Genomic DNA, 25069 nt, shown 5'->3' with positions numbered 1-25069 from the left:
TTTACGGTTCTGATTCAAAAGAATCTGCAATCGCATTGATAATATTGGCAGAACTCTCATCGCTTTGGCGAAGATTGTCCGCAAACCGGCGTGTGTCGTTTGCCAGGTCATGGGTAACTTTTTTCCATAGCTCTTGTGAAATGATGCGCGGGTCTGTTTTGCCTTGCATAACCATTTGGCTAGCATCGGCAAAACTTTTCAGCCATTGGCTTTTATGTGTTTCTATACTGGTGCGCAAAAAAGCACAGGGTGGCTTTTTTTGATTGCCTAGTTCCTGTTCAAGGGCTGTTTGTTGCAGGTTTTTGCCATTTGGCCCAACCTTGTTTTTGTCAATAATGACTTCCAGTTTCAGCTTTTGAAGATCTTTTAAACGCTGATTCAGAAGGCTGAAAGCTGATTGCGCAGCCATTAAAAGCCACCGCCGGCTTTACGAAAGGCGCAACGTTCATGCGCCCCGCCAATGTAAAAACCACCCGCGCTTTTGGCTTTCAACAGCGCCAAAAGCTGTTGGCCATAAGGCGTTGCATTGGCCCAATAGTCGAAACCATCTTTGAAAGAGGGCGGCTGAAATTGTACCGTGACTTTATCAATGGTAGAGCGAGAGACGAAACCGGTTTTTCCACCGCCATTGCCCTGAATGCCAGCGCTTTGAGTGCCACCGTCGTTTAGCGCCAGACAATGGGCGGTGGTGAGTTCCAGCGCCAGTTGCAGCGCTCTGCCATCAAGAAGCGGGCCATCTTCAGCGGTGATGAATATGTCTGCGATTTCCCAATATCGGGCAATCACGGCATCTTCGGTTTTTTCGAATTCAGGAAAGCGGCAACGGAAAACACCGATATCAAGGCAATGGTTCATTGGCGCCTACTTTCTTTTGCGGCGTGTGGTGGGGGCTTTGTCGGCATCAAAATCAGCATCCACCAATGGGGCACTGACATCACGGCTCACCATATCGGCGGCTGCGACTTCGCCATTGGTTTCCGACTTTAAAATGCTGATGAAACCATTTTCCACATGGGCTTTGAAAACAGGATTTTGGGTAAGGTTTTCCAGTTCTTCGTCGCTTACGCGGGTCGCAATGGCACCATGCGGTGTCATCAAACGGGCATCGGCAATGCCTGTGCCGCCTTTAATGGTGACGGATGATGACTTGACCGGCAGATCGCCCGCCCCCTTGCGGTAGGCATCATAGGAAACATCGGCGGCAAGGGTGGAAAAAACATAATAGGACATGGAGGTTCCTTCTTTTTCAAGAGCATGTCTCGAAATGGGTGGCGCGGGTTGCGGACAGAGCGTTGCAGCGAAGCAAAGCGTGAGAGCAAATCAGTGATCGGGGTAAAACGGATCTGCGCTCACGGGCTTTTGTCTCCAACAGTTAAACGCCGGTTACACGCACAACGGCATAGGGGCGCTTGACCAGCACACCGGCGGTGGCATTGGAAAAATCTTCCGTATAGCCTTTGGCACCTTGGTCGACACCCAGCATCTGGAATTTTGCCGGGACACTCTGGGCAAAGGTGCGCCCGCCATCCGATGCACCATCCAGCACGCTTTCGGCGTAAAGATAGGCCACATTGGCACCACCATTGGCGCTTTCAAATTCCGGTGCGGAAACAATACGCATGGAAGGATAGGCCTTGGCGATCCAGTCGCGCACCGAAATGCCGAAATCCGACGTTACAGAAAGATAATCGACAGCCGATGTCGGCAGGCCCAAAGTGATCGGCGTGGCTTCAGGGGCAATAGTGTCGCCCGACTGTTTGCGTAAAGATGCCATCATCACACGAATGTCGGCGGTGATTTCAAGAAAGGTTTTGCCATCCCATGTGGTTTTGCCGGATGTGCCTTTTGGCAATGTCTGGTAAGGCAAAAGGGCCGGGTCGTTGAGCAGGCCGTAAGTGCGGTTTTCACCATTATTATAGCCATAAAAACCAACACGGTTACGCTGGATTTCAAGGTTCAAGCTGGCGCTGTTACGCTTTTCTTGCGCCGAATTCAGCTGCATGCGGGACGAACGCAGCTCTTCCAGCCGGCCAACGTGAAAGCCGCTTTCAAAACGCACAACCGTGCGGGTTTCAAAATTGGCATTCCAGCTATTGAGTGGAATATTGCTGATATCGCCATATAGCGGCGCCTGTCCGGTCGGTTCTTTAATGCCCTGGACGATTTCTTCATCTTCCCAAGCGCCGATTGTGTCAATGCCGACAAGCTCGTCGATTTTGCGTGCGCTGGTGATGATTTCAACAAAGCCCGGCAGCCAGCCCTGTAAAAACTGCACCGGTGTGGCAATGGAAGGGCGTGTGGTGAGGTTGGCACTGTCGCTCGCACTCATCATGGCACGCACATTATGGTCTGAAAGCGTTATGCCGATATGCGAAAGCGCACCATAATCGCGGCAGTCACGTGCTGACATGGCAAGCGGCTTAACGGCGCGACCCGCGACATGCGAATGAAGTTGGGATTCTTTCATAATAACTCTGATCCTTAATTATTGAGTTTCAGCACAGCAACGGAAGCGCCGTCCGTGGTATAGAAATGGATGGCCGCATTGGGCACGGGCAGTTTGCCTTCCGGTGTTTTTGTGCCGGGGCTTGCGAAAGAAAGCGCACCGCTTGCAATGTCATAAAAGGCAATGTCGCCGACCTTGGTTGCCGCATCCGTCGCAACGATGACTTCGCCGGAAAGCACAAGCTCGACAGCCTGTCCGTTGTCGAGCGTCAAGGTCGGGGTCAGGTCGGCACCCGCATAGGATTTCGGCATACTAAGAATACCGGCAAAAACACCGTTGCCGCCCGCCTGCACGTTCAATCCGCCACCTTCAGTGGCGGCTGCACCGCTCAACACGCTAAAGGCGCGGCCCACAATGTTGTTGGCTGCATTGGCCGATTTTAAAATGGCGCTTTGTGCGACGGTCGGGCCATCAAAAGCCAATTCGCCAACGAGACCGAAGGCCAAATTCTTTTCAACTTGGTTTTGAAACATATTATTTTCCTGTGAGATAGCGGGTAAGGAAGGAAGCGTTTTGCGTATGGTGAGAAGCGGACTTGTCAAAAGCCGTGCTTGGATAGGCGGCATTGAGGCCACCCTTGCTCATGCCCAGAAGATAGGCGCTGACAGCGGTGCGGGCATTGCGGCGTTTGCATTTCAGCCCAAGCTTGCGGGCGCCATAAAGTGCTACATCATCAGCCGTCATGGCCGAGTGGTCAAAGGTGCCGATAATGCTGGAAAGGCCGGTTGCCAAACGGTCACGGGCGCTGATCTCGGCAATGAAATGGCGGGCGTCCATCGCCGGCGCTATCACGTCGTCATCAAGCGAAGGCGCAGCCGGTACAATGTCATCGTCAAGAGTTGTGTCCACCAGCTCGTCATCTTCCGATGTCGGTGCTGCGGGGGCTGGCAATGTGTCATTGGCGGGTTCCAAAAGCGCATCAACGGCAGCGGCGAGGTTTTCGGTCTCATCCTGTGAAAGGGCCTTGCCCTCGCTCAAAGCGGCAAGGGCTGCTTGCAGCGCGGCAATAAGGGTTTGTTTGTCCATGGGGGTGTTGTCCTTTGCGTCAACGGTAAATGTCAGGTGGTCCAAAACCACCACGTCCGAGCCCATCCGGCCTTCGTCCACCAGTGCCAGATGGTTGCCACGGGGTTGGCGTTGAATGGCGTCATAGGGTTCGCCTTCAAATGTGCCAGGGGTAAATTCATAAAAACAGCGATAGCCGCCGGAAAGGTCGATTTTTCCGGCTTCAATCTTTTGGCGTAATGTTTCAGAAAACACCTTGATATTGGCGTAAAGATAAGGGTGCTTGAAATAGACCTCTTCGCCAATCACGCCTTCCACGCCCTTTTGTTCTGCCGGTGTCATGCCGTCCATCTCGTTGCCGAGCATGGTGTGGTCATCGACAATCGGCAAAAGCTTGAAGCTTTTAATGGTTTCAGGGTTGGAAAGCTCTTCTGCCGGCCGGTACACGCGATAGATGCGGTTTGGGTCAGCCGCGCCAATCTGTGCGCCGGAATAGTCGAACACCCCCACCTTGCTGATCGGGTTGTCTTTCACCTCGAACCAGCCGTTAATATCTTCATGGCGCTTGCTCATGCGGGGTCTTTCTGTTGGTTTTTTGGGGTTGCGGCCGTGTTTAAATGCGCGTAACCGCTCATCGGGTTTTCGCTCAGGCGGCGGGCAATATCGGCAGCGGTAATGGCACCGCTGGCCAAAAGGTTAGCATCAGTGCGTGATAGAACCTCGCCGATTTCGGCATATTCTTTTGCTGTCGGGCTATCGAGCGCTTCCCAATCCACCGCAATGGCGGTATCGGGTGGCAGACCGAATGAAGGTGCAATTTCCGATGCCATCAGTGCCAGATGATGACGCTCCAAGAACGGTTCCAAATCATGGGTCTGGATGCTTTCCAGCTCTTCATGATAGCTTGCCTCTTCATAATCACCGGTGGAATTGAACCCTTTGGGCGCGGTGCCCAAAAGCTTGGTAGCAGGCACATGGGATGCTGCAGCCACAATCTGGTATTGTGTGGCAATCACGCTATCAAGGTCGGCAAGCGAGGTTTCAAATTGCTGGATGACATCATCACTATTGACCAGTTTGACACCGAAATTGTTCTGATAGTTCGTCCATACCCGCATATGCTCGGCAAAACGCTCCTGATTGGTTAAAACCGTCATCAGGTCTGTGCCCCAAACCATCATGCGCTTGGACTGGGCCAGTTGCGGGGCTTCATTGGCGGTGCGTTCCGCCGCATAGACCCGCTCCATAATGCGCTGCGGCACCGGCACCCCGCCAAAATTATAGGCAGGTTTGAGGATGTCGGGCACCTCTGCATTGCGGAAAATGATGAGATGTGAACGGTGGATGCGCTTATTGCCGACGATCCAATAGGTTGGCTCGTAAAAAGCCGGTGATGTTGGGTCGCTGGTAGCAGCCTCATCCAGTTCTGGCGAGCACCAATGCGGGTCAATCTGGCGAATGCCCTTATAGCTGCCCGCGGTAATGCCATCGGGATTGAATGGCTTGGCATAATAATCGGGGTCGCTGCTTTCCACATCAAAGAGCGCCAGCCTGATGCCGAAAATGCGGCCCATGCGCACAAATTCTTCCATTTGCGCCGCAAGGTTGAAGCGCTTATTGGCTTTTTCAATGGCACTGACAATGCGGGTGCTGTCCTGTGATGCAGTAATGTCTGGCAGCGACACGCGGAAACCCTGCCGCACCGCATCGCGCGCTGGCATGGAACAGGCTTTGTCGATCAACCAATGCTGGGCCAGAATGGCGCAAAGTTGATAGCCGATAAAAGACTGCGCCGCATACCATCCGGTCAATGCGTCGGGCAGGGTTTCAGGACAATCGGAAAACCGTGTCTTTTCAAGAAAATTGTTGTCGCGCCCATCCATGGTAAAGCCATGATGTGCGGGTGCGGGCTGGTGAAAATCGATATTTTCAAGCGCGCTTTCCAGTGCTTGGCGGCCTTCGCTGCCCAGCATATGGGTGGAAAAAAGCGGAATGGTTTGTTGTTCGACAGCCGGTGTCGGCGCAACCTGCGTTTCCACTGGCTGCTTGCGGGTGAATGGCCACATAAAGGCAATGTCCTTATTTATTTGAGGAAAACAAAACCCTTGCGCTGGATATAGCCATCAAGCGCATAGCGGGTGGCGTCTATGCCATGGTTGAAAGCATCGACAACAAGCGGCAACACATCGCCGCTCTGGCTGTCAATTTTATAGGAGTAGAGCCTGAATTCACGGGCAATCTGCGCGCAGCGCTCATGCACATAGATGCGTTTGAAACCCTTCATATGGGCAATGCCATCTTCAACCGAGCCTTGCCACTTTTTGGCGGCGCGAATGTTGAAACCTTGGCGTGCCATATAGCTGATGGTTTCCGGCCGCGCATTGTCGGCTTTGATAGACCAGTTTCGCACTTCTGGCACCTGGTCAAACATGGCGGGCAGGTCGTCAATTTCAACGCCGGTGCCAAACACTTCATGGTCGATATAAAGGCAGTCGTCGATGATATAGCAGCGGATCAGCACCGTCGGGTCGTTGGCAAAGCCCCAATCGGCACCAAACAGCAGGGTAGTTCCCTGTGGAGGTGGGGCAAAGGTTGAAACTTCTACGCGCGCATTGAAAATCTGCGCATGTTTCAGGCTCCAATAATGGCCTTCCCACACATGGTCGTAAATGTCGGGGTGCGCGGTGGCATCAAAACGGCGTTCCAGCTCCAAAGTTTGTGGAAACCATGGATTGTCCGACCAGTTAGCCGAAACAACGATACTGTCGGGCGGGGCATTTTCGCCGCGCATAAAGGCGTCTACCGCATCTTCAGCACTCATCGGGTTCCAGGTGAACCATAATTCCGAGCCTTGCTTGCGGATGGTGGGGCGCAATAGGCGTAGCGAGCGTGCGGAAAGCGATTGCGCTTCCTCCACCCATGCAATGTCATAGCCTTCCAGCGATTTGATGCTTTCAGCGGTGTGGTCCTGCATACCTTGGAAGATGATAAGAGAACCGTTTTTGCCGCGTATTTGCTGGTCAAGCACCTCGAAGTTTGCACCACATTCAAGCTGTTTTATTTTGTCTTCAAGCAGGCGCTTGACCGATTCACGAATGGATTTCTGCACTTCACGAATGCAAACAATGCGCTTGGGCGCGCTCAATGCCGCCGCCAGCACCTTTTCGGCAAAATGGTGCGACTTGCCAGAGCCGCGCCCACCATAAGCGCCTTTATAGCGCGAGGGCGCAAGTAAGGGTTCAAACACCCGCGGCGTGTTGAGCGTTAAGACATTTTTGCGCGCAATGCCAAGTTTGTTGCCGGAATATGGCCCATTTTTCGGGCGGTCTGCATTTTTATCTTCGCAGCCGAGCTTATCCGAAAACCGCTCTGCACTTTTCGGGCGGTCTGCATTTTTATCTTCGCAGTCCAGCTTATCCGAAAACCGCTCCGCACTTTTCGGGCGGCTTGCATTTTTATCTTCGCAGCCAAGCTTATCCGAAAACCGCTTCGCACTTTTCGGGCGGTCTGCATTTTTATCTTCGCAGTCCAGCTTATCCGAAAACCGCTTCGCACTTTTCGGGCGGCTGCTTTTGTGGGTCGATGATGACATGCTCTATCCGTTCAAACTGGATGGGGGCACCGTCTGGGCCGGAATGTTCATGCTTGTCGCGCTGGCCAAGATATTGCTTGCCAAGCCAAACCGCCATGCTGGCATTGGTTTGCGCCAGTTTTAACTGCGAACGGCGAAGCGCCATGCGCCCTGCGGCTTTTGCCTCGTCATAAGTGGCTTTTAACACCGGATGCCGGCTGAAGGCATCTTTCAACGCTTCACCGCTTATTTTCAAAACAGCGGCAACATCACTCCGTGTGGCCTGCGCTTCTCCAAGCTCGGTCAAAAGCGCCAATGTCTCGGCATCGGCTTTAATTATTTTTTTCATGGGTGTGATTGCAAAATTTAAGGAGGGGAGAAAACAAATTCCCTAAAACTCAATGAACAACAATGCGTCGGCAAGTGTGCTTGAGGAGGGCGTTGATGTAAGTGTTCTCACGATAGCTGAATGTCTACCACAAAAAGCGCCAGATTGCGACAGCTTTCTTGCAAGGGCAGGGTGCCACATTTACCAATTTTGACACGCCATTTGCTTCACGCAGCGGCTGATAATATGATTCAAGCCGAGCGTTTATGCGACGGAAATGCTTGATTATTTTGTCTGATGGGAAGGTTTCACCAGCAATTCGCTGATGCCGATAAGCAAATCGCGTTTGTCCGGTGGCAATTGCCGGTAACGCTGTGTCAGCTTGCGCAGGTCGCCCGTCAAGGGAACCTCAAGAAGCGGGTAAGGATTTTCGCCGAATAAATCCTGCTCACGGATGTTGAGTACACGCGCCAAGTGCCAAATGCGGCCGGCGCTTAAACGACTTTGCCCGACCTCGTATTTGCGCAATTGCTGATAGGTAACGCCTAAAGCATCGGCCAACTGCTCCAGCGTCAAACCCCTGTTGATGCGAAAAAGCCGCAACCTTTCGCCAACGGCAATATCAATGGTGTCTGGTGATCTGTTGTTCATGGTCTTTAAGCCCTCCGCCGCACTTCTGCGGGGCGTCCGCCGCAGATGGCAAATTCATGCCGGGGAGGTGGTACTGCAAACCGAACAGTCTAGACTATTTGGCATGCCCGAAGGCGCACCTATTGCATTCATCTAGCTCCCCGAGCAATCCTTGGAAAAAGGGAAAGTCGGGAAGTACGCGATTGTTCCGTGCAAACATGTTGTTTGTCCGGTTCAATGGCGTTCGGTTTTGAGTTACCACACTCAAAGATCGGGACGCCGCGCAAAGGGCTTGATGCCACCATGCAGCCGATCTTGGTCTGAACTCTATATCAGTCAGGCCAAAGCGTCAAACACGATAAAGGACGCGCCAAAAGGTTCCAATTTTATTGTTATCTAAATGTTGACAAACTATAAACGTATTGCGCTATTTAATTGACAGTAAAAAAGCTTATTTATCCATCATCACCGCTTGAACAAAGCAAAACAGATTTGACAAGGCTTGAAGCCAAACAGGAGAAATAAGATGAAAAATGTAATCGGTGCTTTCGCCATTTTAGCAGTCACAGCAGGTTCGGCCTTTGCAGGCAATGCATTTGGCGATGGATCACGTCCAAATAACTATGTTGCCGGTCAGGCTGCGGCTGCGCCCGTGGCTACGGAATTCCATTCCAAGGTCGGCCGCCATTTCGGTGATGGCAGTGTTGAAAACAAATATGTCGCTGGAGAAAAAGCCATGTCGGGGCAGGCCGCTTATGGCGCCATGCATGCCCGTAACCATTTTGGTGATGGTTCGCCTGAAAACCAGCAAAACTAAGTTTTGCGAAAATGTTGAACTGGAAACCCCGCTCATGCGGGGTTTTTGTTTATAAACTGATTCATGGTTGCCGGTTAATTGATTGATAATGCATTGAAAAAATGCTCTTTCAGACAATGCGGATTTTGAAAGGAAACCATGTGCAGGAAAAACTGGCCGACGATATTATCAACATATATGAGCGTCATGCCGAGGCATTCACGCAGAAGCGTTCAACAGCTTTGTTCGAGAAAGGCTGGCTTGATCGTTTTTTAGCCCATGTGCCGCCAAAGGGAAAAATTCTGGATATTGGTTGCGGCAATGGCACGCCGATTGCCGACTATTTCATTCAGCAAGGGGTTTCGGTTACTGGCATTGATACATCCGCTCCGCTTCTGGACATGTGTCGAAAGCGCTTTCCCGACCATCAGTGGCTGCAAGTCGATATGCGCCTGATCGATCTGGATGAGACATTTGACGGTATTATAGCGTGGGACAGTTTCTTCCATCTCACACGGCAAGATCAACGCAGGATGTTTGCCATTTTCCGCAAACATGCCCATGACGACACGGTGTTGATGTTTACCAGCGGAACCAGCGATGGTGAGGCGATCGGCACAATGGAAGGCGATGCGCTCTACCATGCAAGCCTTTCACCAGACGAATATAGACAGACTTTAAACGATCACGGATATGCGGTTATTCAACATATGGTTCAGGATGCCGATTGTGGCGGCCGGACGGTGTGGCTGGCAAAAGCCACTGCTGGCTGATGAAGCACAATGCCTTTTGCCGGTCGCTTTGCGATAGGGGGATCGTTAAGTGCCGGCAGGGCGGGTTGTGGTGCTGATTCATCTTCTGATCGTAACGGGTTGATATCAGAGTCTTTTCCATCATTGCTGTCGATGGGCGGTGCTGGCGTTAGGCTTTGGTGCAACCTTCTTGCGGCCCAAGTGACTGTCACAGGATCAAAGCCTGTTTTTTCAGGACGAAATTCGCAACCATGAGAAACTCAGTGGTAACGTTCTGCGCAGATTTTTTGGTAGCGTTTTTCAAACATATCCATCATTTGCGTTTTCTGGTCTAGATCTCCACCAATTTCATAGGTGAAGCTGTCTTTGACGATTTCTTCGCTTAAATCTCGCAACGATGCTATCTGACTGCTGCGTGCTGTCTTGAGCATCTCTTCATAGGATAAGCCGTATTGGCGGCCTTTCATCACCATTCGCGCGTGATTTCCAATAACCTCGCATAGGCTCGGCGTGTTCTGTGCCAAGGATGGGGTTGCTGCGCCTGCTATCAAAAACGCCAGAGCAAGACCGCGGAAGGTTTTGGTGTAACTTATCATCAATGCCATAGACAAAACATTCCCAAGTGATGGTTCTCTATCCAATTTATGCGGTTAAGGATTGGATAATCGGCTATAAAGACAATAGGCTTTCTAAAGTCGCAAAAAGCCCGACACGAGGTCGGGCTTCTGGTGTTGTCGTTTGCAAATCAGTTGGTCATATCCAAAACCACACGGCCTTCGATCTGTCCCTTTATCATGTCATCGAAAATGGCATTGATGTTGGAAAGCTTGTCGGTGGAAATGTGTGATTTTACTTTTCCAGCGGCTGCAAAGTCGAGGGATTCCTGCAAGTCCAGACGTGTCCCCACAATGGAACCGCGCAACGTAATGCCGTTCAACACCATGTCGAAAATCGGCACTGGAAAGCTACCTGCCGGCAGGCCATTCATCGACAAGGTGCCGCCACGGCGCACCATGCCAAGCGCTTGTTCGAAAGCTTTGGGCGAGGCGGCTGTCACCAGCATACCGTTGACACCGCCGCCTGTCAGCTTGCGGATTTCACCCGTCGGGTCTGCGTGGGTCATGACATTGATGCCGATATCTGCACCCAGCTCTTTGGCAAGGGCGATTTTGTCGTCGGCCACATCGATGGCTGCCACGTTAAAGCCCATGGCTTTGGCATATTGCACAGCCAAATGGCCAAGACCGCCAATGCCCGAAATACCAACCCAGTCACCGGCTTTCGCTTCAGTCACTTTCAGGCCCTTATAAACAGTCACGCCGGCACACAGCACAGGCGCAATTTCGTTAAAGCCTATATCCTTTGGCAGGTGCCCGACATAATTCGGGTCGGCAACAACAAAGTCGGCAAAGCCGCCATTGACCGAATATCCGGTGTTTTGCTGTTGCTCGCAAAGCGTTTCCCATCCACCCAGACAATGCACGCAATGGCCACAGGCGGTATAAAGCCAAGGCACGCCCACACGATCGCCTTCCTTGACATGCTTGACACCGCGGCCCACGGCAGAAACATAGCCAACACCCTCATGGCCCGGAATGAATGGCGGGTTGGGTTTTACCGGCCAGTCACCATGGGCTGCATGCAGGTCGGTGTGGCACACGCCACATGCCTGAACAGCAACCTGGATCATCCCGTCACCCGGCTCGGGAATGGGCACTTCGTCAATGGTCAGGGGTTTTCCAAATTCACGCACAACGGCGGCTTGCATCGTCTTTGCCATTTGAATTCTCCTTAAATGGCTGTGTATGCTTTTATTGCCGCTTTGTTTGTTTTTTCATCAGTGGCAACAAACGCAACTGTGTATGGATCAAGTTTTATCCATGCCTATTTGTGGCAGACTTTTGAACCTTCCTGCAAGCGATTTATCGGTTTCGGTCATCACTTTTTCACCTGTGTTCAAGCCGGCGCGCTGCAAGGCGCTTCAGCACTATTGTGCCATCGGGGTTTTGCAGTATGATTGATATGATCGCAAAGGCCGTAAGCCCGCGCGTTGAAGGTTTTTTGCAGGAGGGGTGCAATGTTCTATAAGTCGATCTTATTCTCAAGCCTTGGTATTCTTGCCGGATGTTTGACGTTGAATGGCAATTATCGTGTGACAGCGACAGATGCTGCCGGCAATGACTTGACCAGTAAAATCAATTTCTACGCGCAAGGCAGCGGCATCTATTCCGTTAGAAACGGCATATGTGCTGCACATCCGAAAGCGATTGTGCATATTTATGATGCCGACACCGGCACTGAGCTGAAGAGTGAAAGCCCTTATCGTTGCCGTTAAGATGTTGCTGTAGCTGTTTGCGGGATTGATTCATGCTATGTCTGCAACTTATTGTTTTGTAAGCGTAAAGTACGGATCATGATGGTGTGATAGGCGGCCGGGCATCGGCTGCCCGCCAATAGGTTTTTTGGCGGCCCTGAAGGCCGGTTTGCTTTGGCGCCAGTGCGGGCAGATTGCGCCAATCGGGTGCGGCTATGGCGCGATTGTCGGCAAGCAAACGCGTGGTCAAAGCCAGAATAATCGCATTCAATCTTCTTTCTGCCGTGCGTTTGACCAAACCGTTTTGTCTGCAATATTGGCTGAATGAACCAGCCTTGCGCGGTGTGGCCAGACAGGTGGCCCAACCGCTTACCAGCTTGCGGTCACTGTCCTGATCGATCTTGGGTAGAAATCGTGTCATGACATCTTCCGCGCGTGAAAGGGCTGTTGCATCCGGCTGAAAGCGTGGCTTGTAAGCATTCTTGCCATAAGCGGGATCATGACCGCCGATATTTTCCTGAAGCGTTTGCGGCCAATGGCAACGCATTTTTGCAGGAAACACATGGGCGACAGAAATATGGGCCATGATCGCCGCGGCCTCAACCAGTCTTGCACGCACCACCAACATGGTCTCGGCAAAGGCGGCCGCTTCGATGTTGAGTGTTTCAAATGTGCCGGTTTTGGTCATCGAGTATTCCTTCCAATTCATGATAAATCATTGTGCGCAATGTCGCGCGAACCGGCCATGGCCGCAGCTTCACCGCTTGGGTGCGCAGCTGCGCCAGATCAATTTGGTCAAACGCGTCAAGCACCGCCCCGCCCATCTCCATCCAATCCGGCCGCTGCTCGAAAATGTCGGCAATGGCGGCAATCGTGTCGGAATGCAATTGGTCGCGATTGCCGCGTGTCTGGCGGATAACCCGCAATACAAAAACCAGAAAGCCATCGCCATGGCCCGCCCTTATCGCTTTCATTGTTGCCCGTGCATGGCTTTGCGCCGCACCGCGACGGCGACGTACGGGAATGAGCCGGATACCCAAAGGGTCAAGCAGCCGGTCAAGCGCGCCCTTGGGGTGGCTTTTGTGCAATGGGTTTTGTGTCGTCATATCGTGGCCATCACCCATGGTTGCCTCTTCTGCCAGCGTTGAACAGGCTTTCTGCCCGTTGTCTCACGTCATTATTGGCGTGGACGCCGCAGCGCTGATAATCACCGTTGAGATAGGCCAGCAAATGACGGTTGACGGCGCGCTGGGCTTCCAGCTCGCTTGCAAAAATCTTTGGCTTGCGGTTTGCAGCCGTCAACGGCTTGGCCTGTGCATCCCGCGCAAAGCGCATAAAAACCTGCCAACCAAGCGGCGTCTTATGGGTAAAAGCTTTAAAACAATTCATTTTTTATAATCCTTCCAGAACCGGCTGTTGGTCGGGAACGAGCGAGGCATAGCGGGTAAATTCGGCTTCAAATGCCAAAGGCCGCCAGATGGTGGGGTCGCCAAAGCGCACTTTCAGCGCCCCTAATTTCGATTTGCCCTGCCATTTGTGCAAATATTGGCAGATGGCGTCACGTCGTGCTGCGCTGCTTGCGCGTGACAGGCGATAGGTACGGTATTTTTCCGGCCGATAGAGGTACAAAATGGCGTCATAGTCCTCGCGCGCCTGCTCGCCGCCAAAAAGATCAGAATCGTTCGGATGCGGGTTTTCGCGGGTTTCGCGCAGGCTTTTGCGCTGCATGATGTTGAGCCATACCAGCTTATGCTCCCGCGCAACTGCTTTTGCCATGCCGCCAATTTCGGCGGCTATGCGCCCTTCATGGCTGTTGGCCTGCATCGGGGCAATCTTGCGCACATGGTCGACCACCACCAGCGGCGTCAATTCCGGTTTTGTGCGCAAAAGCGGTTGCAACTGGCTGATAAGCTGCTGGATGGTTTCAGCCGTACAACTGACAATCTGCATTGGGTGCTTGCGCAATGTCATCAATTCGGAAAAATAGCGTTTTTCATCTTGCTTGCTCAGCAATTGCTCGCGGATAGACCGTGTTTCCAGCCGCAGCCTTTGGCTTGCCATTTGCATCAGACATTGCTCGGCCGACTGGTCATAGGAAAAAAACACCACGGGATGGCCGCTGGCTGCCGCATGATCCATGATCTGCATGGCAAGCGAGGTTTTTCCCTCGCCGGAAGAAGAAAGCAGCCCATAGAGGTTGCCCGCTTCCAGCATGCCTGACAATACGTCGGAAATTTCGGGCATTGGCAAGGGAATGGTTGCGGCTTTGTCGCGGCTTTGGTAGCGCTGCATCAAACGGTCCACGACCGCTCCGCGATGATTGTTTTGGCGGGGAATATGCAAACTTTCCTTAAGCGCTATCAAGGCACTTTCCGCAGTTTGAATAAGATTGGCCGCGGTCTCGCCGGGGCCGGCATGGCGCGCCTGGTCTTCCACCGATCGTGCCATCGCAATCAAACGGTTGCGCGCCGCACAGTCAAATATGGCACGCGCAAAACCTTGCGTTTGCGATGCACCAACTGCCTGCGTTACCAGCCGCACAAGATAGTGGTAGGCACTCAGCTCGCCCACCTGAATGTCGGCAATAAAAGGCTTCATGGAAACCGGCGTGGCATCGCTTCCACTGTCAATCATTTCGCCAAGCCATTGCCATAGCTGCCCATGCAAAGGGTCGCAGAAATGGTCGGGCAGCAATTGCGGGCGGATGGCATGGTAAAGCCGGTTGTCCAGCAACACGGCACCCAGCAGCGCTTGTTCGGCTTCCAGCGCGTTGAAAGGTGGTTTTTCGCTCATGGTGCAACAGCTTCCGTCAACATGCGTATGCGCTGGTCTCTGCTGGCGGCAAGTGCCATGGCAAGCGCTGGCGCTGCGGCGATGTTTTTCAGCGGTATGCGCTGTTCACGCAGCTTGTCGGCCAAGGCTTTCTGCCAATCCGCTTTGGCAAAACCGCTTTTGCGCGCAAACCCCAGCACATGTTTGCGATAGGTGGCAGCAGCAATGGTTATAAATGGAATATTGAAAGTGGTCAGAACCGCAATAACCGCGCCGCTCATTACTGGCCCATGCAAAAGTGCGGGCGGCAGCATGGCGGTTTCCATCGGGCCTGCCAGTGTTGCTTCTGTCTTGGTGATAAAGCGGGCCAGCGGCAATGGCTCGGATAAGGCAACCATATCCGGCTTAGTGGTTCGCAATAAAAAATCCAGAGACAGCGCTAAGGAGGCAGCCTTTTCGGCCACGGTTTTTCCCTCCGCCCTCATGGTGCCAGAGCGGATGGAAGAGGGGGGATTGTCGGTGTCAAAAAAGGCAAAGCCCGTCGTCGTAGCAATATCTAGGGCGAGAAGTTGGGGCATGGATATTCTCCTGCAGGGAATGGAAAAACACGTAAAATCAACCTCGTCCGCTGGACGAAGCCCAAGCGGGGGGAGCGTGTGTCGGAAAGTGGGGACCGCATATGCCGCACAAACAGTTTTGCCGCCTATTTCTCAATCAGACTTGTCATAGCCAAACTTATCTTGGCCAAATCTGTCGTGGCTGAAGTCGATGAAACTGCGTTAAAACAAAGCGCGGCAGCGTATGCCGATGCGGATTACAAGGTTTTGGCGGGCGGCGGGCCGCCATGCAACCAACGGTCAACCTGTGCGGGTATGGAATAATCGGTTTTACGGCTTGGCTTCACCTCGCCACCGTGAAATTTTGCCATTGAGCGTTTGCCGGATGGATCTTCATAGAGATTCCAGAACCAGCGAATGGTTATCAGGCCAAACTGTTCATATCCGACAGCCGTGGCGACAAAATGCGGTGCCTGATGGCGCTGCGAGATGGCCTTAAATGGCAGAAATTTAAGCAAAGACATGGGCAAGACCTCCTCTTAGCATGTGGTGATTTTTGGCGCAGGGCAAATTCCTGCGCACAAGTGCGGCGCACCCCTTGTGCAACGAGCCGGAGCCGTGAAAGATGGCGGCAGAAACTCTGCGGGAAAAACAGGCATGGCTAAAAAACCAATGGATGAAGGCGAAGATGCGAAAGGGCATTTGGCAGAAGGCGAAAAGCGCACCTATCTCTTTTGCGGTCTGCTCGTGGTTCTGGGTCTGATTATCTGGCTTGATTATGGCTTTTTGGGAAAAAATGCGAATGGTGCTTTTTCCCAGGCGAGTTCTTACCTCATGATGGCAGGCTTTCTGTTTGGCATTTTCCGTCTTTCCTATTCGAGCTACTTCAAGCGCATGGCGCTTTTTTGTTCCTTTGTTTTGATTTGCTTTGTAGCAATTTGGTTTCATTATATTGTTGGTCCACGTGAAGACATTGGCGAAGCTTTGCAGGAAAAATCGTTTTTGATCGCTGTTTTCGGTGGGACGATAATTATGCTTTCGGGTGAAATTATCCAACGGTTGAGTGCTATAGCAGCGAGTAAAAGCGCTAACCATAATAAAACGAGCGAGATCAATCTTGCTGCCAATAAGCACGCTTTGAATATAGTTAGCTGTGTTGGTGCTTTTGCCTGTATTATTGCCTATGTTGCATACAACTATTTGCCCAACGCGAAAGACATGTTCGTCGCACAAGAAGGTAGCAGAATAACTCTGCCTATGATTGTGCTTTTTTCTGCTGGTATTGCGACATTCCTTTGGGCCGCCAAAAGCAATTTCATCAAAAGTGTTCAGACCGATGAAATGATTGCTGCTGGCAAGCGTGACGAGATGAAAAATACCGCGCAATTGATTGCAGATGCTTCTGCTATGCTGAGCAAAAGCGATCCCGAAAAGTCCGCTGGTCTGGCTTTTCTCAATCAAGTTGCCAGCGATAAAAATGGCCTTTTCAGCCGCGAGGCTTACGAGGTTATTCTTAGTTTTTGTGATGCTGACGAAGATATTTCCCCGACGAATAAGCACAGAACAAGGGCGCTTGGCTATGCAAGCAAGATTATGCAAGAAGTCTATGGAAACGTTAGACAAAGCAATGAACCAAAGCTTGCCATTAAAGGTTCGAAACAAGATACTTATCAACATACGGCTTTTTTTCAAATAGTGAGAAAATACAGCAGTTGTACCATTTTTCTTAAAGAAATTGACGGTGCTAATTTCGAATGTGAAGATGTTTATATTCGCCGTTGTACACTTAAAAATCCCCGTATAAGCGGAAAAGTAGTGTTTCTTAGGTGTCGCATCATCGATATGAATGTTGGAGATGTCTTTCCAACCACTAAAGGTGATCCTCGCTTTCAAGGGTGCGACTTTTCCGGTTGTTGTTTGTTTTCCATTGATAAGTCGAAGTTGACTGCCGAAAATTTTGTTAATTGCTGCTATTATGATGACGATCCGCCATCTGATGACGTTCTTAGGACGCTTGAAGGCCTCATCAAAGAGCGGCCAGCTTCGCAACGATCTAACGTTAGACTGCCCGGTGCATGGTAATCTCTGCCCGCAAACCTTGCTCATAGTGCACCATCCAACAGGCTGATGCGGGGCAGGGTGATGTCAATTACGGTGCCGAATTCGTCATGCATATGGCGGGTGGTGGTGGCAACGGTAATGTCACCAAGCGGATGGCGATAGGTGATGCTTGGGCCATCACAGGCTTTGGTTTCAGCATTGACGCAGCCTATTGCGTTAGTTGTGTGTCGGGCCGACAGGTTTACGCTGGTGAGAGCGCTTTGCGACCAGATAGCACCCGGCTGGCGCTCTAAGCTTTTGATTTGTTGCGGTAACTTATCCGATGGATAATGCACATCAATCGGGAACTGCTCTAAACGCAGGCCATTACCTGCCAGCGGCGAAGATTGGCGTGACACCTGCGAAGATTGGCGTGCCAGCGGCAAAGGAAAGCGTGGCGAAAGCGGCAGCGTCAACATCATACATTCTCCGCATCATGGTGTTTCTCGCCTTTGTCTGTCGCGGCATGGACATGCGGCGTGAAAGGCTGTGGTTGCGGACGTTTGACCTGTCGCAGGAAATATCCACCCAATGCGGCGGAACCAAGCGACAATGCCCCCAATGAACAGCCAAGAGCCAGCAGAACAATGTTGCGCAGCTTGATGCCCACACGTAAAGCCTTACGCCAATTTCGTTGCAGCCAAGACCAGTTTTGCGAGCCTTGCGTATTTGTGCGGGCTGATTTGTGTTTTTGCATGGCACTTTCCTCAATGTCGTTCGTTGTCTGTGCGAATCTACGCAACATCTATACGTAAAACACGTAAGAAAGTCAACGTAGAAAACGTAAACGTATTTTTCGTATAATGAGGTTAGGTCGTTCATGGGTGTCTTTATGGGGATTGGTATGTTTTCAGTTACAACGCAAATGCGTAAATTGCGCGAGCGCGCAGGCTTGTCTATGGACGATCTGGCGCGTGCCATGGGCTATGCGCGTGCTTCCAGCATTCAGCGTTATGAAAACGCCCACGAATTTTTGAAAGAATATTTCTCGGTTGATCTGACAACCAAGCTTGCCAAGGCGCTGATCGGGCGAGGCAGCCCGCCAATCGCCGCTGATGAGGTGTGGGCGCTGTGTATGCCCGATGCGCGGGCGCGCTTATTGTCGGGTACGTCCCATGCTTATGGGGAAAGTCTGGCATTGCATTTCGGGCAGAAGACCGCAAGCCGTTATGGGGAACCTTCCCATGTTGAAGAAGGTGTCGGCCATGGCAGCTTCGCCGAAAACGGCAGTTCGGGCATGGTGCACCATTCCAATGCAAAAATTACCGGTCATGTCGATTTTCAGAAAAACCGCCGTTTGCCGGTTTACGGGCAGGCTGTTGCCGGTGTGAATGGTGAATTCGAGCTGAATGGCAATGTCATTTTCGATGTGCTTTGCCCTCCTAGGCTTTATGACGCCAATGATGCCTATGCTGTGCAGGTTTCGGGTGAATCCATGTGGCCGCGCTATCGCGATGGCGAGATCGTCTATTGCGATCCAACCCGTCGAGTTAAAAAGGGCGATTTTGTTGTGGCCCAGGTTATGATGGATGAATATGCCACGGCACCACAGGCATTCATCAAAATGTTTGTGCGCCACAATGCCGAAGAGCTTGTTCTGGAACAATTCAACCCGGCAAAACAGCTGACATTCCCGCATGCAAGGGTCGTGTCCGTTCACTATATCGCTTTGTCCGGCGACTCGCTTTAGCGGCGTTCCGCCATTGCTTATACGCTGCACAGGGCGGGCCTATGGGAAAGATATCCCCATAGGCTAGGCCGCGGTGACAATTTAAATTTTCATCGCGTTGGTGCAAAAATCTTGCCTGAATGCGTCGAAAATTCTTGATGGGTGGGTACTTGGTTGAGCTTTTCTAGCATGCAGATCGAAGCTGTTTTTGTGTCCCTTCGGGATATGGGCAATTTTGCTGATAATTTTGTCGAAGCACCTTGAAAATGTTGATATTTCCTGCGGCCCTTCTCCTTGTTCTCAACAAAATTTTCTCATACAATTTCGTTCAAATGAATAGGTCTTGACCCCTAGGGTTACTGGAATATCATGACCTCATCAGCATGGATCGCTTGACGCTGGTTTCAAAGATGCATCGGCCAAATAGGATGGGTTTTAATGCACTTTTGGCCGAGGCGGTCTGGTTGGAGCTGTCTTGCTGTCAAAGCCGGTTGAACCACGCAAGCGCATTGATAAGATCCAACGCCAACGCGCTAAAGCGAAAATTGAAGTGCGGCATGCGGCTAAGTGGTGTTTGGTTGTGAATATCCGGTGTTTATATCCATCACGGAGTCCCGCTTCAAAAAGGCATCATAGATCATGCTGGTGCCCATTGTCGGGTCAGAAAATGATTCATAAAAATTCATCAAGTTGCTGTTTTAAAGAGTTTTTTTAACATTGCTTGTCGATATCTTTATTGGCATAACGTCGTTTAGCAAGCAAGGTTGGTGAACCCTGAACCTTCGGTGTAGATGTTATCGGCTTGGAAAATAGCTGGTTTTGCTGGGGGAACCGCTCTCACTGATGCTGTTGACGCGGAATATTGCAGGCCGAGTTCAAAAGCGATCTGCCGGTGCAACCGAGGGCAGGCGGCTTGTTAACGGTTGGTGCTGCCTTAAGAAAATGATTCAGTTGAATTTCGTAACGCGCTGTTTTTAGATTCGATTTTCCTGAAAAGGGGGGCGCCCTTTATCGCTCCGCCATTGATTGAGGGGAGCCTATGCAGCGCGCTGGATCGTCAGGTGGTGCTAATTCTTGCAGGAGTTCTCACGCTTCTTGTCAGCCAGCGCGCTCAATTCCTCAAATAGTGTTCGCGCCTTGTCGTTAAAGCACATCTCGGCAGGGCAGTCATTATCTGCTGGGGGTGCCCTGAAGAAAGCCGAAACCGGCTCGTCAAACAAGTCGCATAGCGCAACAATCAGTTTGCCGCCAATTGGGATTTTTCCGGCTTCCAATGCCGCCAATTCATGAGAATCTATGCCCAGGCGATCACTTAACTGTTGTTGGGTAATGCCGCGCTCTTCGCGCATTGAGGCCAGATTTCTCCCCGCTGTCACATGAATGGGGTTGGTTAGATAGTTGTCGTTGTAACTATTCATAAAACACCTCCACTAGCAATTGCGGGGGCGCCAGCCGCTGGTGACAAAACAAAATGTCGGGGAGGTGAAAACTGCCGTAGAAACAGTCCAGACTATTCAGCCGCCCGCTAGGACTGCCTCTTGTATTTGTCCGGCTCCCCGAACAATTCACAAAAGGAAAAGTCGGGAAGCGCATCATTGTTCCCGGCAAACGAAAAGTTTGCCGGGTCCCATGACGCATCTACGGTAAGTCTTCACACTCACAGATCAGGGCGCCGCACATATCGGTTGGTGCCGATTTGCTACTGATCTTGCCCGAATATACGAAGCTGTTTGAATATCGTCAATCGGTGCTCCACACAAAAAAACTGTTTTAAAACATATGGGTTAATGGGATACGGATATCTTGAAAAAACCATAGGAAAGAGAATCTTAGAATATTATTCTCACAAAATGATTCGTTCGTTCTTGATGAAGAATTTTGCAAATTGTTGCATTTTTGCACTTAGAGCTAAACTGCCCGAAAAACGGTCAAATGAGTCGCTTTTTTGGTTGATTTGTTCCCTATGATCTCTTCCGCCACCGTGGTTTGTTGCAACGTGTCGTTTATCCCCGTCGGTGAACGTTTGTGCCTGTTGCTTGCAACGTGTTATTTTCTTTTTTTTAAAGGATTGTCTCAACACGAAATGGCGGTTTCCGGGGGAAAAAAGCCATAGATACCCCCTACCCCATGGGGTCATCTCTTTTGAGACAGCACACCATGAAGCAGGGGCATCCATAGCCATGGGACAAAACCCATAAGTCCCGTATCAAAAAGGGGGGACAAAGCCAGAGCGCCTTTCGGCTAACCCGTCCTCTGTTTCTGACAGCACCGGAGGACTTTCGATACCCGCGCTTGCAGTTTAACGTCAGCAGGGAGTTGCACCCTGTCACTGCGGGCGAAGGCTTTACGCGAAAAAGAATCATCTGTCAAGAAAATATACGCAAAAAACGTTTTATAGAACTTGAAAATTACGTAAAAAGCGTATAAAAGACAAGGGTAATTCTTCCGAGACGGACCCATAACATGAAAATTCAGCCTCCTATCTTCAATTTCACGGCCCAAATCTGCGACAGCGAAAGCGGGGCCTTGCTTTTACCGGATGTGGAGACGCAGCTTTTAGCCAGTGTTGAGAACAATATCGTTTCAGTTGACAGGGTTTACATGCAGGATCATCGGCCTCGGCATGAGTTTATTCATGTAGATGACAGCACTGATCCATGGGTGCAACGTTTGGCAGCAACCATACGTGGGCAAGCGCTGGACGATGAAAGTTTTCTAGCGCATGTATTGGAATGCTACGAGGTGCCGTATCAAATCGATCCCTATATCCGCCAACACCGGCTTCGGTTTAAGGATGTGCTCTAGGGTCAGGACCTATTCATTCGAATGATATGGCACAATAGAGCGCTTTTCGACCTGATGCTATCCGGCCGGCGCGTCTCAAGCTTTTGATTTGTCGCGGTATCTTATCCGATTGACGATTTACATCAATCGGGAACCGCTTTAAACAGCAAAGAGATGCGCGAAGGAAAGCGAAAGCCAAGTGGTATACTTAGGTATGAGCTTTTCTAGCATGCAGATTAAAGCTGTTTTTGTGCCCCTGCGGGTATGGTCAATTTTGCTGATAATTTTTTCGAAGCCCCTTGAAAATATTCATATTTCCTGTGGCCCTTCTCCTGGTTCTCAACAAAATTTCCTCATACCATTTCGTTCAAATGAATAGCTCCTGACCCTAGGGTTAAGACCTGATCAGTATAGTGTTTTACTGTGGGCAGACTTAACGCAGTAACCATCTGTTTCTAACATTGTGTGCTTATTCGATAAAGGCCGGATGGGGAAACTGGCGTCAAAACGGCTTTATCAACGGATGCGGTTGCCACTTTCCACCCCACGCGATAGCAACAACAATAGCTTGCTTATGGCATTTGTTGAACTATAAGATATCGGCAACATAAGGGGAGGGGAATGATGACGGATCCGCATAGTTTTGCGCTTGTTGCACTGGTATCGCTCGGAATGGTTCTCACGCCGGGGCCAAACATGGTGTATCTCGTCTCCCGGTCTATTGCACAAGGACGAAAGGCCGGTTTGGTGTCGCTTGCTGGCGTTGCGCTGGGGTTTGTCTTTTATCTGTGTTCAGCTGCGTTTGGCTTGACCGCTCTTTTGGTGGCGATCCCATTTGCCTATGACACATTGCGTTTTGCTGGTGCTGCCTATCTGTGTTGGCTGGCGTGGAATGCGCTAAAACCCAATGGTGTTTCGGTTTTTGCGCTAAAGCCGCTTAACCGGGATAGCGCAGGAAAGCTCTTCATGATGGGCTTTTTGACCAATCTGTTGAACCCCAAAATCGCCATCATGTATCTGTCGTTACTGCCGCAATTTATCCAACCTGAAGCAGGGCATATCTTCGCGCAATCTGTCGGTTTTGGTTTGATACAAATCCTTATCAGCCTATCGGTCAACGCGCTTATCGTCTTTACAGCAGCGCATATCGCCCGAATCTTTTCTACACGACCATTCTGGATGCGCATACAACGTTGGTTGATGGGCACTGTTCTGGCCGTGCTGGCAATACGTATGGCGTTTGATAGTCGGCGTTGAAGCGCACGAATTTAAAGCGCGATTTCTTTAATCGTGGCAACCTGCGATAGGGCCTTGACCAAAGCGATACCTTTTATCGCATCCTGCTTATTGTCATAGCCTTCACTGCAAAAGGCCACTTTTCTGTTTTGGTCAGCCAAAAGCCGCCAGTACCAGTGGTTATGAACACCTTGGAAAACTTCAAAATACATACTGCATTCTCCATCCATAAGCCTTTGGGGCAGCAACGCCGTGATATTGCACGATTCGAAGGCCATATCAACCATGGGTTGCAGGGTGATGGAGAATGGTTAATATTTGGTTAACAGGCTTATTGGTTATTTGCAGCGTGATCAAATCGTTTATCGGGCAGGTGATAGCCAATAAGTTGTTTAACCTCAGTGGTCATGGCGCGGCATGGAAGGTAGAGGAATGGAAACGGGTGGTTGTGTGGCCCCGCTTTCGTATAACACGCAATGGGTGCACAATCGTCAAGCTCTAGAAGAATAGCGTATCGGGTGGTGCAGTGGCTGAGAATGGCATCCCACGGTACAAGCATATTGGCGGTGTCGCCACGGCTCAGGCCCCGTTCGTTGATATGCCACAACACCGGTTCACATGGTCGGCTTTCTCGCCAAATCATGATTGTGATGATCACCCATTTGCAGAAAATGTAAGGAAGGCAAAACACGAAAAAAAACGATGGCAAACAGGCCGCATCAAGTAATCTTTGGCAAAGTGACCAGCTATAGATATTGTCGTCCTCGTCCTCAGGGACATACTTGCTCTCATAAAACAAACAGCACATTTGCGCATATTCGCGGCGGCGCAGTGTGAATTGCAGTTCATTGGCCATGGTCAATATCCTGAAGATGGCTGACCATGAGCCGGGCAGCCTCGCTCAGTGACGTTTGTGAACGCACCCCGATAAGCAATTGCCGCTTTGTCCATTCGTCTTCAAGGGGAATAATCTCGAAATTGATACTTTTGCTGTGCCGTTGTGCAATGCTGAATGGCAAAATACCAATGCCCAAGCCTGCTTCAACCATAAGACATAAAGCATCGTGGTTAGTTATGCAAAATAGTAATAATAAAGTTTCATTTCACTCAGTATACTATGCAAAAAAAATCAATTACTCACAAAATTAATATTTTAATTGTGCCCGTTTAGTAGTGGAGGTTGATTTTGCGAATGTTGAAAAGACTATCGGAGATAGCCGTTTTACGGTTTGATAGATTTCAAGATAAAACAGAGATGAATTTCATTCTTGCAGCTTATTGCTTTTACTATCTGATAAGTCGCCACAAACGCTAATATTTCACCAAAAATCAATTATTCACCTCAAAACATCACCCCCTTTTTTTGAATGGGGGTGATGTTTATTCGCTGTGTCGATGAGTATTGAGTTCATGCGTTCAGTTGTGAATTCATTTTCTCAATTTTGCGTTGGCCCTGCTCATTTTAACCCCGTGAGTAAGGTTTTCTAGGCTTTGAGACACGACCCCGTTTCAAGTCTATTTGGAGCGGATTGCACGCCCCCGCAATCCTCTTCTCGCGTTTTATTCGGTCGTTTATTGGGGCGGGTGTGTCTATGCGCAGTAACTTTTTGAGCGTCTTTGTATCAAAGGCCGTGTCGTGGTTGATGATTGTCTTCTACCTATGCTCGTCCTTTCTGATGGTGGCCATGCCAGTGCAGGCTGCATCAAGAAACTCTGGAAGTGAACGCTATGCCGCCGATAACAGCCTATCGGGGCAGGGGGCTTACGGTGCGAGCGCTTCGCTTGATGGCTATAGCACGCCGGTGATGACGCGCGGCTATGTGCTGGTGTCCGGCGATACGCTTGATAGTGTTGCCAAGCGCTATAATTTGAGTGTCGAAGGATTGCGCCGTCTCAATCAGGATCGCTTCTTCAAGAATGGCTTTGATCAGGTAAAGGCTGGCGATACCGTCTATGTGCCTATAGCGCCGGTGTCGGATGAGATGGCACGCTATCTGGAAGGCGATGCATCACAGAATGGCGCCATCACATCGCTTGCCTCGCAGGCAG

The 25069-nt window shown here is 50.7% G+C and carries 34 protein-coding genes; 8 read left to right on the top strand and 26 right to left on the bottom strand.

The features are described from left to right. Window position 1 precedes the first annotated feature (1 nt). The 10 genes from ACYSNS_RS13060 to ACYSNS_RS13015 all read right to left on the bottom strand — a co-directional run bounded on the left by ACYSNS_RS13060 (window position 2) and on the right by ACYSNS_RS13015 (window position 8061). Window positions 2-409 (bottom strand): hypothetical protein, encoded by a 408-nt coding sequence (locus tag ACYSNS_RS13060; RefSeq protein ID WP_461723608.1) that lies wholly within the window; start codon window positions 407-409, stop codon window positions 2-4. Then, complete coding sequence (locus ACYSNS_RS13055; protein WP_461723607.1) at window positions 409-855, bottom strand: DUF4054 domain-containing protein; 447 nt, start codon at window positions 853-855, stop codon at window positions 409-411. The genes ACYSNS_RS13060 and ACYSNS_RS13055 overlap by 1 nt, the downstream gene beginning before the upstream one ends. A 6-nt stretch (window positions 856-861) precedes the next feature. After that, window positions 862-1230 (bottom strand): hypothetical protein, encoded by a 369-nt coding sequence (locus ACYSNS_RS13050; RefSeq protein WP_461723606.1) that lies wholly within the window; start codon window positions 1228-1230, stop codon window positions 862-864. A 142-nt stretch (window positions 1231-1372) separates the two neighbouring features. Then, window positions 1373-2467, bottom strand: a complete 1095-nt coding sequence (locus tag ACYSNS_RS13045) for a major capsid family protein (RefSeq protein WP_461723605.1) — start codon at window positions 2465-2467, stop codon at window positions 1373-1375. Window positions 2468-2481: 14 nt separating this feature from the next. After that, window positions 2482-2979, bottom strand: coding sequence for a structural cement protein Gp24 (locus ACYSNS_RS13040; protein ID WP_461723604.1), 498 nt, complete (start codon window positions 2977-2979; stop codon window positions 2482-2484). A 1-nt stretch (window position 2980) separates the two neighbouring features. Continuing rightward, entirely contained in the window at window positions 2981-4084 is a 1104-nt protein-coding gene (locus ACYSNS_RS13035) for a DUF2213 domain-containing protein (protein WP_461723603.1), read from the bottom strand. Then, window positions 4081-5577 (bottom strand): phage portal protein, encoded by a 1497-nt coding sequence (locus tag ACYSNS_RS13030; RefSeq protein ID WP_461723602.1) that lies wholly within the window; start codon window positions 5575-5577, stop codon window positions 4081-4083. Before ACYSNS_RS13030 ends, ACYSNS_RS13035 begins: the two co-directional genes overlap by 4 nt. Window positions 5578-5594: 17 nt before the next feature. Continuing rightward, window positions 5595-7103: a PBSX family phage terminase large subunit gene (locus tag ACYSNS_RS13025; protein WP_461723601.1), complete on the bottom strand. Its 1509-nt coding sequence runs from the start codon at window positions 7101-7103 to the stop codon at window positions 5595-5597. Next, the gene (locus ACYSNS_RS13020) at window positions 7045-7431 is read right to left on the bottom strand and encodes a hypothetical protein (protein WP_461723600.1); all 387 of its coding nucleotides are present in this window, start codon (window positions 7429-7431) and stop codon (window positions 7045-7047) included. Before ACYSNS_RS13020 ends, ACYSNS_RS13025 begins: the two co-directional genes overlap by 59 nt. A gap of 264 nt (window positions 7432-7695) precedes the next feature. Next, a complete protein-coding gene (locus ACYSNS_RS13015) occupies window positions 7696-8061 on the bottom strand; it encodes a helix-turn-helix domain-containing protein (protein ID WP_461723599.1) in 366 nt (121 codons plus the stop codon). 505 nt (window positions 8062-8566) lie between these two features. On the opposite strand from ACYSNS_RS13015, the gene ACYSNS_RS13010 reads away from it, so the two are divergent. Together ACYSNS_RS13010 and ACYSNS_RS13005 are read left to right on the top strand one after the other, a co-directional pair. Beyond that, complete coding sequence (locus ACYSNS_RS13010) at window positions 8567-8857, top strand: hypothetical protein (RefSeq protein ID WP_461723598.1); 291 nt, start codon at window positions 8567-8569, stop codon at window positions 8855-8857. Between the two features lie 140 nt (window positions 8858-8997). After that, window positions 8998-9609, top strand: coding sequence for a class I SAM-dependent DNA methyltransferase (locus tag ACYSNS_RS13005; protein WP_461723597.1), 612 nt, complete (start codon window positions 8998-9000; stop codon window positions 9607-9609). A gap of 239 nt (window positions 9610-9848) precedes the next feature. Here ACYSNS_RS13005 and ACYSNS_RS13000 read toward each other — a convergent pair whose 3' ends face one another. Together ACYSNS_RS13000 and ACYSNS_RS12995 are read right to left on the bottom strand one after the other, a co-directional pair. Further along, entirely contained in the window at window positions 9849-10193 is a 345-nt protein-coding gene (locus tag ACYSNS_RS13000; RefSeq protein ID WP_461723596.1) for a hypothetical protein, read from the bottom strand. Window positions 10194-10333: 140 nt separating this feature from the next. Then, the gene (locus ACYSNS_RS12995; protein ID WP_461723595.1) at window positions 10334-11368 is read right to left on the bottom strand and encodes a zinc-dependent alcohol dehydrogenase; all 1035 of its coding nucleotides are present in this window, start codon (window positions 11366-11368) and stop codon (window positions 10334-10336) included. Between the two features lie 297 nt (window positions 11369-11665). On the opposite strand from ACYSNS_RS12995, the gene ACYSNS_RS12990 reads away from it, so the two are divergent. Next, window positions 11666-11923: a hypothetical protein gene (locus ACYSNS_RS12990; protein WP_461723594.1), complete on the top strand. Its 258-nt coding sequence runs from the start codon at window positions 11666-11668 to the stop codon at window positions 11921-11923. A gap of 76 nt (window positions 11924-11999) precedes the next feature. Here ACYSNS_RS12990 and ACYSNS_RS12985 read toward each other — a convergent pair whose 3' ends face one another. The 7 genes from ACYSNS_RS12985 to ACYSNS_RS12955 form a co-directional block, all read right to left on the bottom strand. Continuing rightward, window positions 12000-12590: a hypothetical protein gene (locus ACYSNS_RS12985; RefSeq protein ID WP_461723593.1), complete on the bottom strand. Its 591-nt coding sequence runs from the start codon at window positions 12588-12590 to the stop codon at window positions 12000-12002. Next, window positions 12568-13026 carry a hypothetical protein gene (locus ACYSNS_RS12980; protein WP_461723592.1) on the bottom strand — a complete coding sequence of 153 codons (459 nt, stop codon included), beginning with the start codon at window positions 13024-13026 and terminating at the stop codon, window positions 12568-12570. Before ACYSNS_RS12980 ends, ACYSNS_RS12985 begins: the two co-directional genes overlap by 23 nt. Continuing rightward, window positions 13019-13291: a hypothetical protein gene (locus tag ACYSNS_RS12975; protein WP_461723591.1), complete on the bottom strand. Its 273-nt coding sequence runs from the start codon at window positions 13289-13291 to the stop codon at window positions 13019-13021. Before ACYSNS_RS12975 ends, ACYSNS_RS12980 begins: the two co-directional genes overlap by 8 nt. 3 nt (window positions 13292-13294) lie before the next feature. Beyond that, complete coding sequence (locus tag ACYSNS_RS12970; RefSeq protein WP_461723590.1) at window positions 13295-14695, bottom strand: DnaB-like helicase C-terminal domain-containing protein; 1401 nt, start codon at window positions 14693-14695, stop codon at window positions 13295-13297. After that, entirely contained in the window at window positions 14692-15252 is a 561-nt protein-coding gene (locus ACYSNS_RS12965; RefSeq protein ID WP_461723589.1) for a hypothetical protein, read from the bottom strand. Before ACYSNS_RS12965 ends, ACYSNS_RS12970 begins: the two co-directional genes overlap by 4 nt. 236 nt (window positions 15253-15488) lie before the next feature. Further along, entirely contained in the window at window positions 15489-15755 is a 267-nt protein-coding gene (locus tag ACYSNS_RS12960; RefSeq protein WP_461723588.1) for a hypothetical protein, read from the bottom strand. Beyond that, window positions 15742-16617 carry a hypothetical protein gene (locus ACYSNS_RS12955; RefSeq protein WP_461723587.1) on the bottom strand — a complete coding sequence of 292 codons (876 nt, stop codon included), beginning with the start codon at window positions 16615-16617 and terminating at the stop codon, window positions 15742-15744. The genes ACYSNS_RS12960 and ACYSNS_RS12955 overlap by 14 nt, the downstream gene beginning before the upstream one ends. Here ACYSNS_RS12955 and ACYSNS_RS12950 point away from each other — a divergent pair. Then, complete coding sequence (locus tag ACYSNS_RS12950; protein ID WP_461723586.1) at window positions 16600-17313, top strand: hypothetical protein; 714 nt, start codon at window positions 16600-16602, stop codon at window positions 17311-17313. The two genes, ACYSNS_RS12955 and ACYSNS_RS12950, sit on opposite strands and share 18 nt — an antisense overlap. 20 nt (window positions 17314-17333) lie before the next feature. Here ACYSNS_RS12950 and ACYSNS_RS12945 read toward each other — a convergent pair whose 3' ends face one another. Further along, window positions 17334-17753 (bottom strand): hypothetical protein, encoded by a 420-nt coding sequence (locus ACYSNS_RS12945; RefSeq protein ID WP_461723585.1) that lies wholly within the window; start codon window positions 17751-17753, stop codon window positions 17334-17336. After that, window positions 17750-18028, bottom strand: a complete 279-nt coding sequence (locus tag ACYSNS_RS12940) for a hypothetical protein (protein WP_461723584.1) — start codon at window positions 18026-18028, stop codon at window positions 17750-17752. Before ACYSNS_RS12940 ends, ACYSNS_RS12945 begins: the two co-directional genes overlap by 4 nt. 123 nt (window positions 18029-18151) lie before the next feature. Between ACYSNS_RS12940 and ACYSNS_RS12935 the strand changes: the two genes are divergently transcribed. Next, on the top strand, window positions 18152-19021 hold the full coding sequence (locus ACYSNS_RS12935; RefSeq protein ID WP_461723583.1) for a LexA family transcriptional regulator: 870 nt from the start codon (window positions 18152-18154) through the stop codon (window positions 19019-19021). 1046 nt (window positions 19022-20067) lie between these two features. On the opposite strand, the gene ACYSNS_RS12930 is transcribed toward ACYSNS_RS12935, so the two are convergent. Together ACYSNS_RS12930 and ACYSNS_RS12925 are read right to left on the bottom strand one after the other, a co-directional pair. Continuing rightward, window positions 20068-20418 carry a helix-turn-helix domain-containing protein gene (locus tag ACYSNS_RS12930; protein ID WP_461723582.1) on the bottom strand — a complete coding sequence of 117 codons (351 nt, stop codon included), beginning with the start codon at window positions 20416-20418 and terminating at the stop codon, window positions 20068-20070. Window positions 20419-20843: 425 nt separating this feature from the next. Next, a complete protein-coding gene (locus tag ACYSNS_RS12925; protein ID WP_461723581.1) occupies window positions 20844-21182 on the bottom strand; it encodes a hypothetical protein in 339 nt (112 codons plus the stop codon). A gap of 281 nt (window positions 21183-21463) precedes the next feature. Between ACYSNS_RS12925 and ACYSNS_RS12920 the strand changes: the two genes are divergently transcribed. Further along, entirely contained in the window at window positions 21464-21805 is a 342-nt protein-coding gene (locus ACYSNS_RS12920) for a hypothetical protein (protein ID WP_461723580.1), read from the top strand. A 603-nt stretch (window positions 21806-22408) separates the two neighbouring features. Further along, window positions 22409-23041, top strand: a complete 633-nt coding sequence (locus ACYSNS_RS12915; protein WP_461723678.1) for a LysE family translocator — start codon at window positions 22409-22411, stop codon at window positions 23039-23041. Between the two features lie 11 nt (window positions 23042-23052). Here ACYSNS_RS12915 and ACYSNS_RS12910 read toward each other — a convergent pair whose 3' ends face one another. The 3 genes from ACYSNS_RS12910 to ACYSNS_RS12900 form a co-directional block, all read right to left on the bottom strand. Further along, window positions 23053-23232, bottom strand: coding sequence for a YegP family protein (locus tag ACYSNS_RS12910; protein ID WP_461723579.1), 180 nt, complete (start codon window positions 23230-23232; stop codon window positions 23053-23055). 119 nt (window positions 23233-23351) lie between these two features. Next, window positions 23352-23876 carry a hypothetical protein gene (locus ACYSNS_RS12905; protein ID WP_461723578.1) on the bottom strand — a complete coding sequence of 175 codons (525 nt, stop codon included), beginning with the start codon at window positions 23874-23876 and terminating at the stop codon, window positions 23352-23354. Next, the gene (locus ACYSNS_RS12900; protein ID WP_461723677.1) at window positions 23866-24096 is read right to left on the bottom strand and encodes a LysR substrate-binding domain-containing protein; all 231 of its coding nucleotides are present in this window, start codon (window positions 24094-24096) and stop codon (window positions 23866-23868) included. Before ACYSNS_RS12900 ends, ACYSNS_RS12905 begins: the two co-directional genes overlap by 11 nt. A 516-nt stretch (window positions 24097-24612) precedes the next feature. On the opposite strand from ACYSNS_RS12900, the gene ACYSNS_RS12895 reads away from it, so the two are divergent. Next, window positions 24613-25069: LysM peptidoglycan-binding domain-containing protein (locus ACYSNS_RS12895; protein WP_461723577.1), on the top strand; the 457-nt coding region annotated here is incomplete at its 3' end.

The organism is Bartonella sp. LJL80, from assembly GCF_054871565.1.
The sequence above is the reverse complement of the archived record's forward strand: the minus strand, read 5'-3'. Positions and strand labels throughout refer to the sequence as shown.

Bases quoted from the DNA above. Each gene is read 5' to 3' on its own strand.
- ACYSNS_RS13060 (WP_461723608.1), bottom strand. From the start codon at position 409: ATGGCTGCGCAATCAGCTTTCAGCCTTCTGAATCAGCGTTTAAAAGAT.
- ACYSNS_RS13055 (WP_461723607.1), bottom strand. From the start codon at position 855: ATGAACCATTGCCTTGATATCGGTGTTTTCCGTTGCCGCTTTCCTGAA.
- ACYSNS_RS13050 (WP_461723606.1), bottom strand. From the start codon at position 1,230: ATGTCCTATTATGTTTTTTCCACCCTTGCCGCCGATGTTTCCTATGAT.
- ACYSNS_RS13045 (WP_461723605.1), bottom strand. From the start codon at position 2,467: ATGAAAGAATCCCAACTTCATTCGCATGTCGCGGGTCGCGCCGTTAAG.
- ACYSNS_RS13040 (WP_461723604.1), bottom strand. From the start codon at position 2,979: ATGTTTCAAAACCAAGTTGAAAAGAATTTGGCCTTCGGTCTCGTTGGC.
- ACYSNS_RS13035 (WP_461723603.1), bottom strand. From the start codon at position 4,084: ATGAGCAAGCGCCATGAAGATATTAACGGCTGGTTCGAGGTGAAAGAC.
- ACYSNS_RS13030 (WP_461723602.1), bottom strand. From the start codon at position 5,577: ATGTGGCCATTCACCCGCAAGCAGCCAGTGGAAACGCAGGTTGCGCCG.
- ACYSNS_RS13025 (WP_461723601.1), bottom strand. From the start codon at position 7,103: ATGTCATCATCGACCCACAAAAGCAGCCGCCCGAAAAGTGCGAAGCGG.
- ACYSNS_RS13020 (WP_461723600.1), bottom strand. From the start codon at position 7,431: ATGAAAAAAATAATTAAAGCCGATGCCGAGACATTGGCGCTTTTGACC.
- ACYSNS_RS13015 (WP_461723599.1), bottom strand. From the start codon at position 8,061: ATGAACAACAGATCACCAGACACCATTGATATTGCCGTTGGCGAAAGG.
- ACYSNS_RS13010 (WP_461723598.1), top strand. From the start codon at position 8,567: ATGAAAAATGTAATCGGTGCTTTCGCCATTTTAGCAGTCACAGCAGGT.
- ACYSNS_RS13000 (WP_461723596.1), bottom strand. From the start codon at position 10,193: ATGGCATTGATGATAAGTTACACCAAAACCTTCCGCGGTCTTGCTCTG.
- ACYSNS_RS12995 (WP_461723595.1), bottom strand. From the start codon at position 11,368: ATGGCAAAGACGATGCAAGCCGCCGTTGTGCGTGAATTTGGAAAACCC.
- ACYSNS_RS12990 (WP_461723594.1), top strand. From the start codon at position 11,666: ATGTTCTATAAGTCGATCTTATTCTCAAGCCTTGGTATTCTTGCCGGA.
- ACYSNS_RS12985 (WP_461723593.1), bottom strand. From the start codon at position 12,590: ATGACCAAAACCGGCACATTTGAAACACTCAACATCGAAGCGGCCGCC.
- ACYSNS_RS12980 (WP_461723592.1), bottom strand. From the start codon at position 13,026: ATGGGTGATGGCCACGATATGACGACACAAAACCCATTGCACAAAAGC.
- ACYSNS_RS12975 (WP_461723591.1), bottom strand. From the start codon at position 13,291: ATGAATTGTTTTAAAGCTTTTACCCATAAGACGCCGCTTGGTTGGCAG.
- ACYSNS_RS12970 (WP_461723590.1), bottom strand. From the start codon at position 14,695: ATGAGCGAAAAACCACCTTTCAACGCGCTGGAAGCCGAACAAGCGCTG.
- ACYSNS_RS12965 (WP_461723589.1), bottom strand. From the start codon at position 15,252: ATGCCCCAACTTCTCGCCCTAGATATTGCTACGACGACGGGCTTTGCC.
- ACYSNS_RS12960 (WP_461723588.1), bottom strand. From the start codon at position 15,755: ATGTCTTTGCTTAAATTTCTGCCATTTAAGGCCATCTCGCAGCGCCAT.
- ACYSNS_RS12950 (WP_461723586.1), top strand. From the start codon at position 16,600: ATGAAAAATACCGCGCAATTGATTGCAGATGCTTCTGCTATGCTGAGC.
- ACYSNS_RS12945 (WP_461723585.1), bottom strand. From the start codon at position 17,753: ATGATGTTGACGCTGCCGCTTTCGCCACGCTTTCCTTTGCCGCTGGCA.
- ACYSNS_RS12940 (WP_461723584.1), bottom strand. From the start codon at position 18,028: ATGCAAAAACACAAATCAGCCCGCACAAATACGCAAGGCTCGCAAAAC.
- ACYSNS_RS12935 (WP_461723583.1), top strand. From the start codon at position 18,152: ATGGGTGTCTTTATGGGGATTGGTATGTTTTCAGTTACAACGCAAATG.
- ACYSNS_RS12930 (WP_461723582.1), bottom strand. From the start codon at position 20,418: ATGAATAGTTACAACGACAACTATCTAACCAACCCCATTCATGTGACA.
- ACYSNS_RS12925 (WP_461723581.1), bottom strand. From the start codon at position 21,182: ATGGCTATGGATGCCCCTGCTTCATGGTGTGCTGTCTCAAAAGAGATG.
- ACYSNS_RS12920 (WP_461723580.1), top strand. From the start codon at position 21,464: ATGAAAATTCAGCCTCCTATCTTCAATTTCACGGCCCAAATCTGCGAC.
- ACYSNS_RS12915 (WP_461723678.1), top strand. From the start codon at position 22,409: ATGACGGATCCGCATAGTTTTGCGCTTGTTGCACTGGTATCGCTCGGA.
- ACYSNS_RS12910 (WP_461723579.1), bottom strand. From the start codon at position 23,232: ATGTATTTTGAAGTTTTCCAAGGTGTTCATAACCACTGGTACTGGCGG.
- ACYSNS_RS12905 (WP_461723578.1), bottom strand. From the start codon at position 23,876: ATGGCCAATGAACTGCAATTCACACTGCGCCGCCGCGAATATGCGCAA.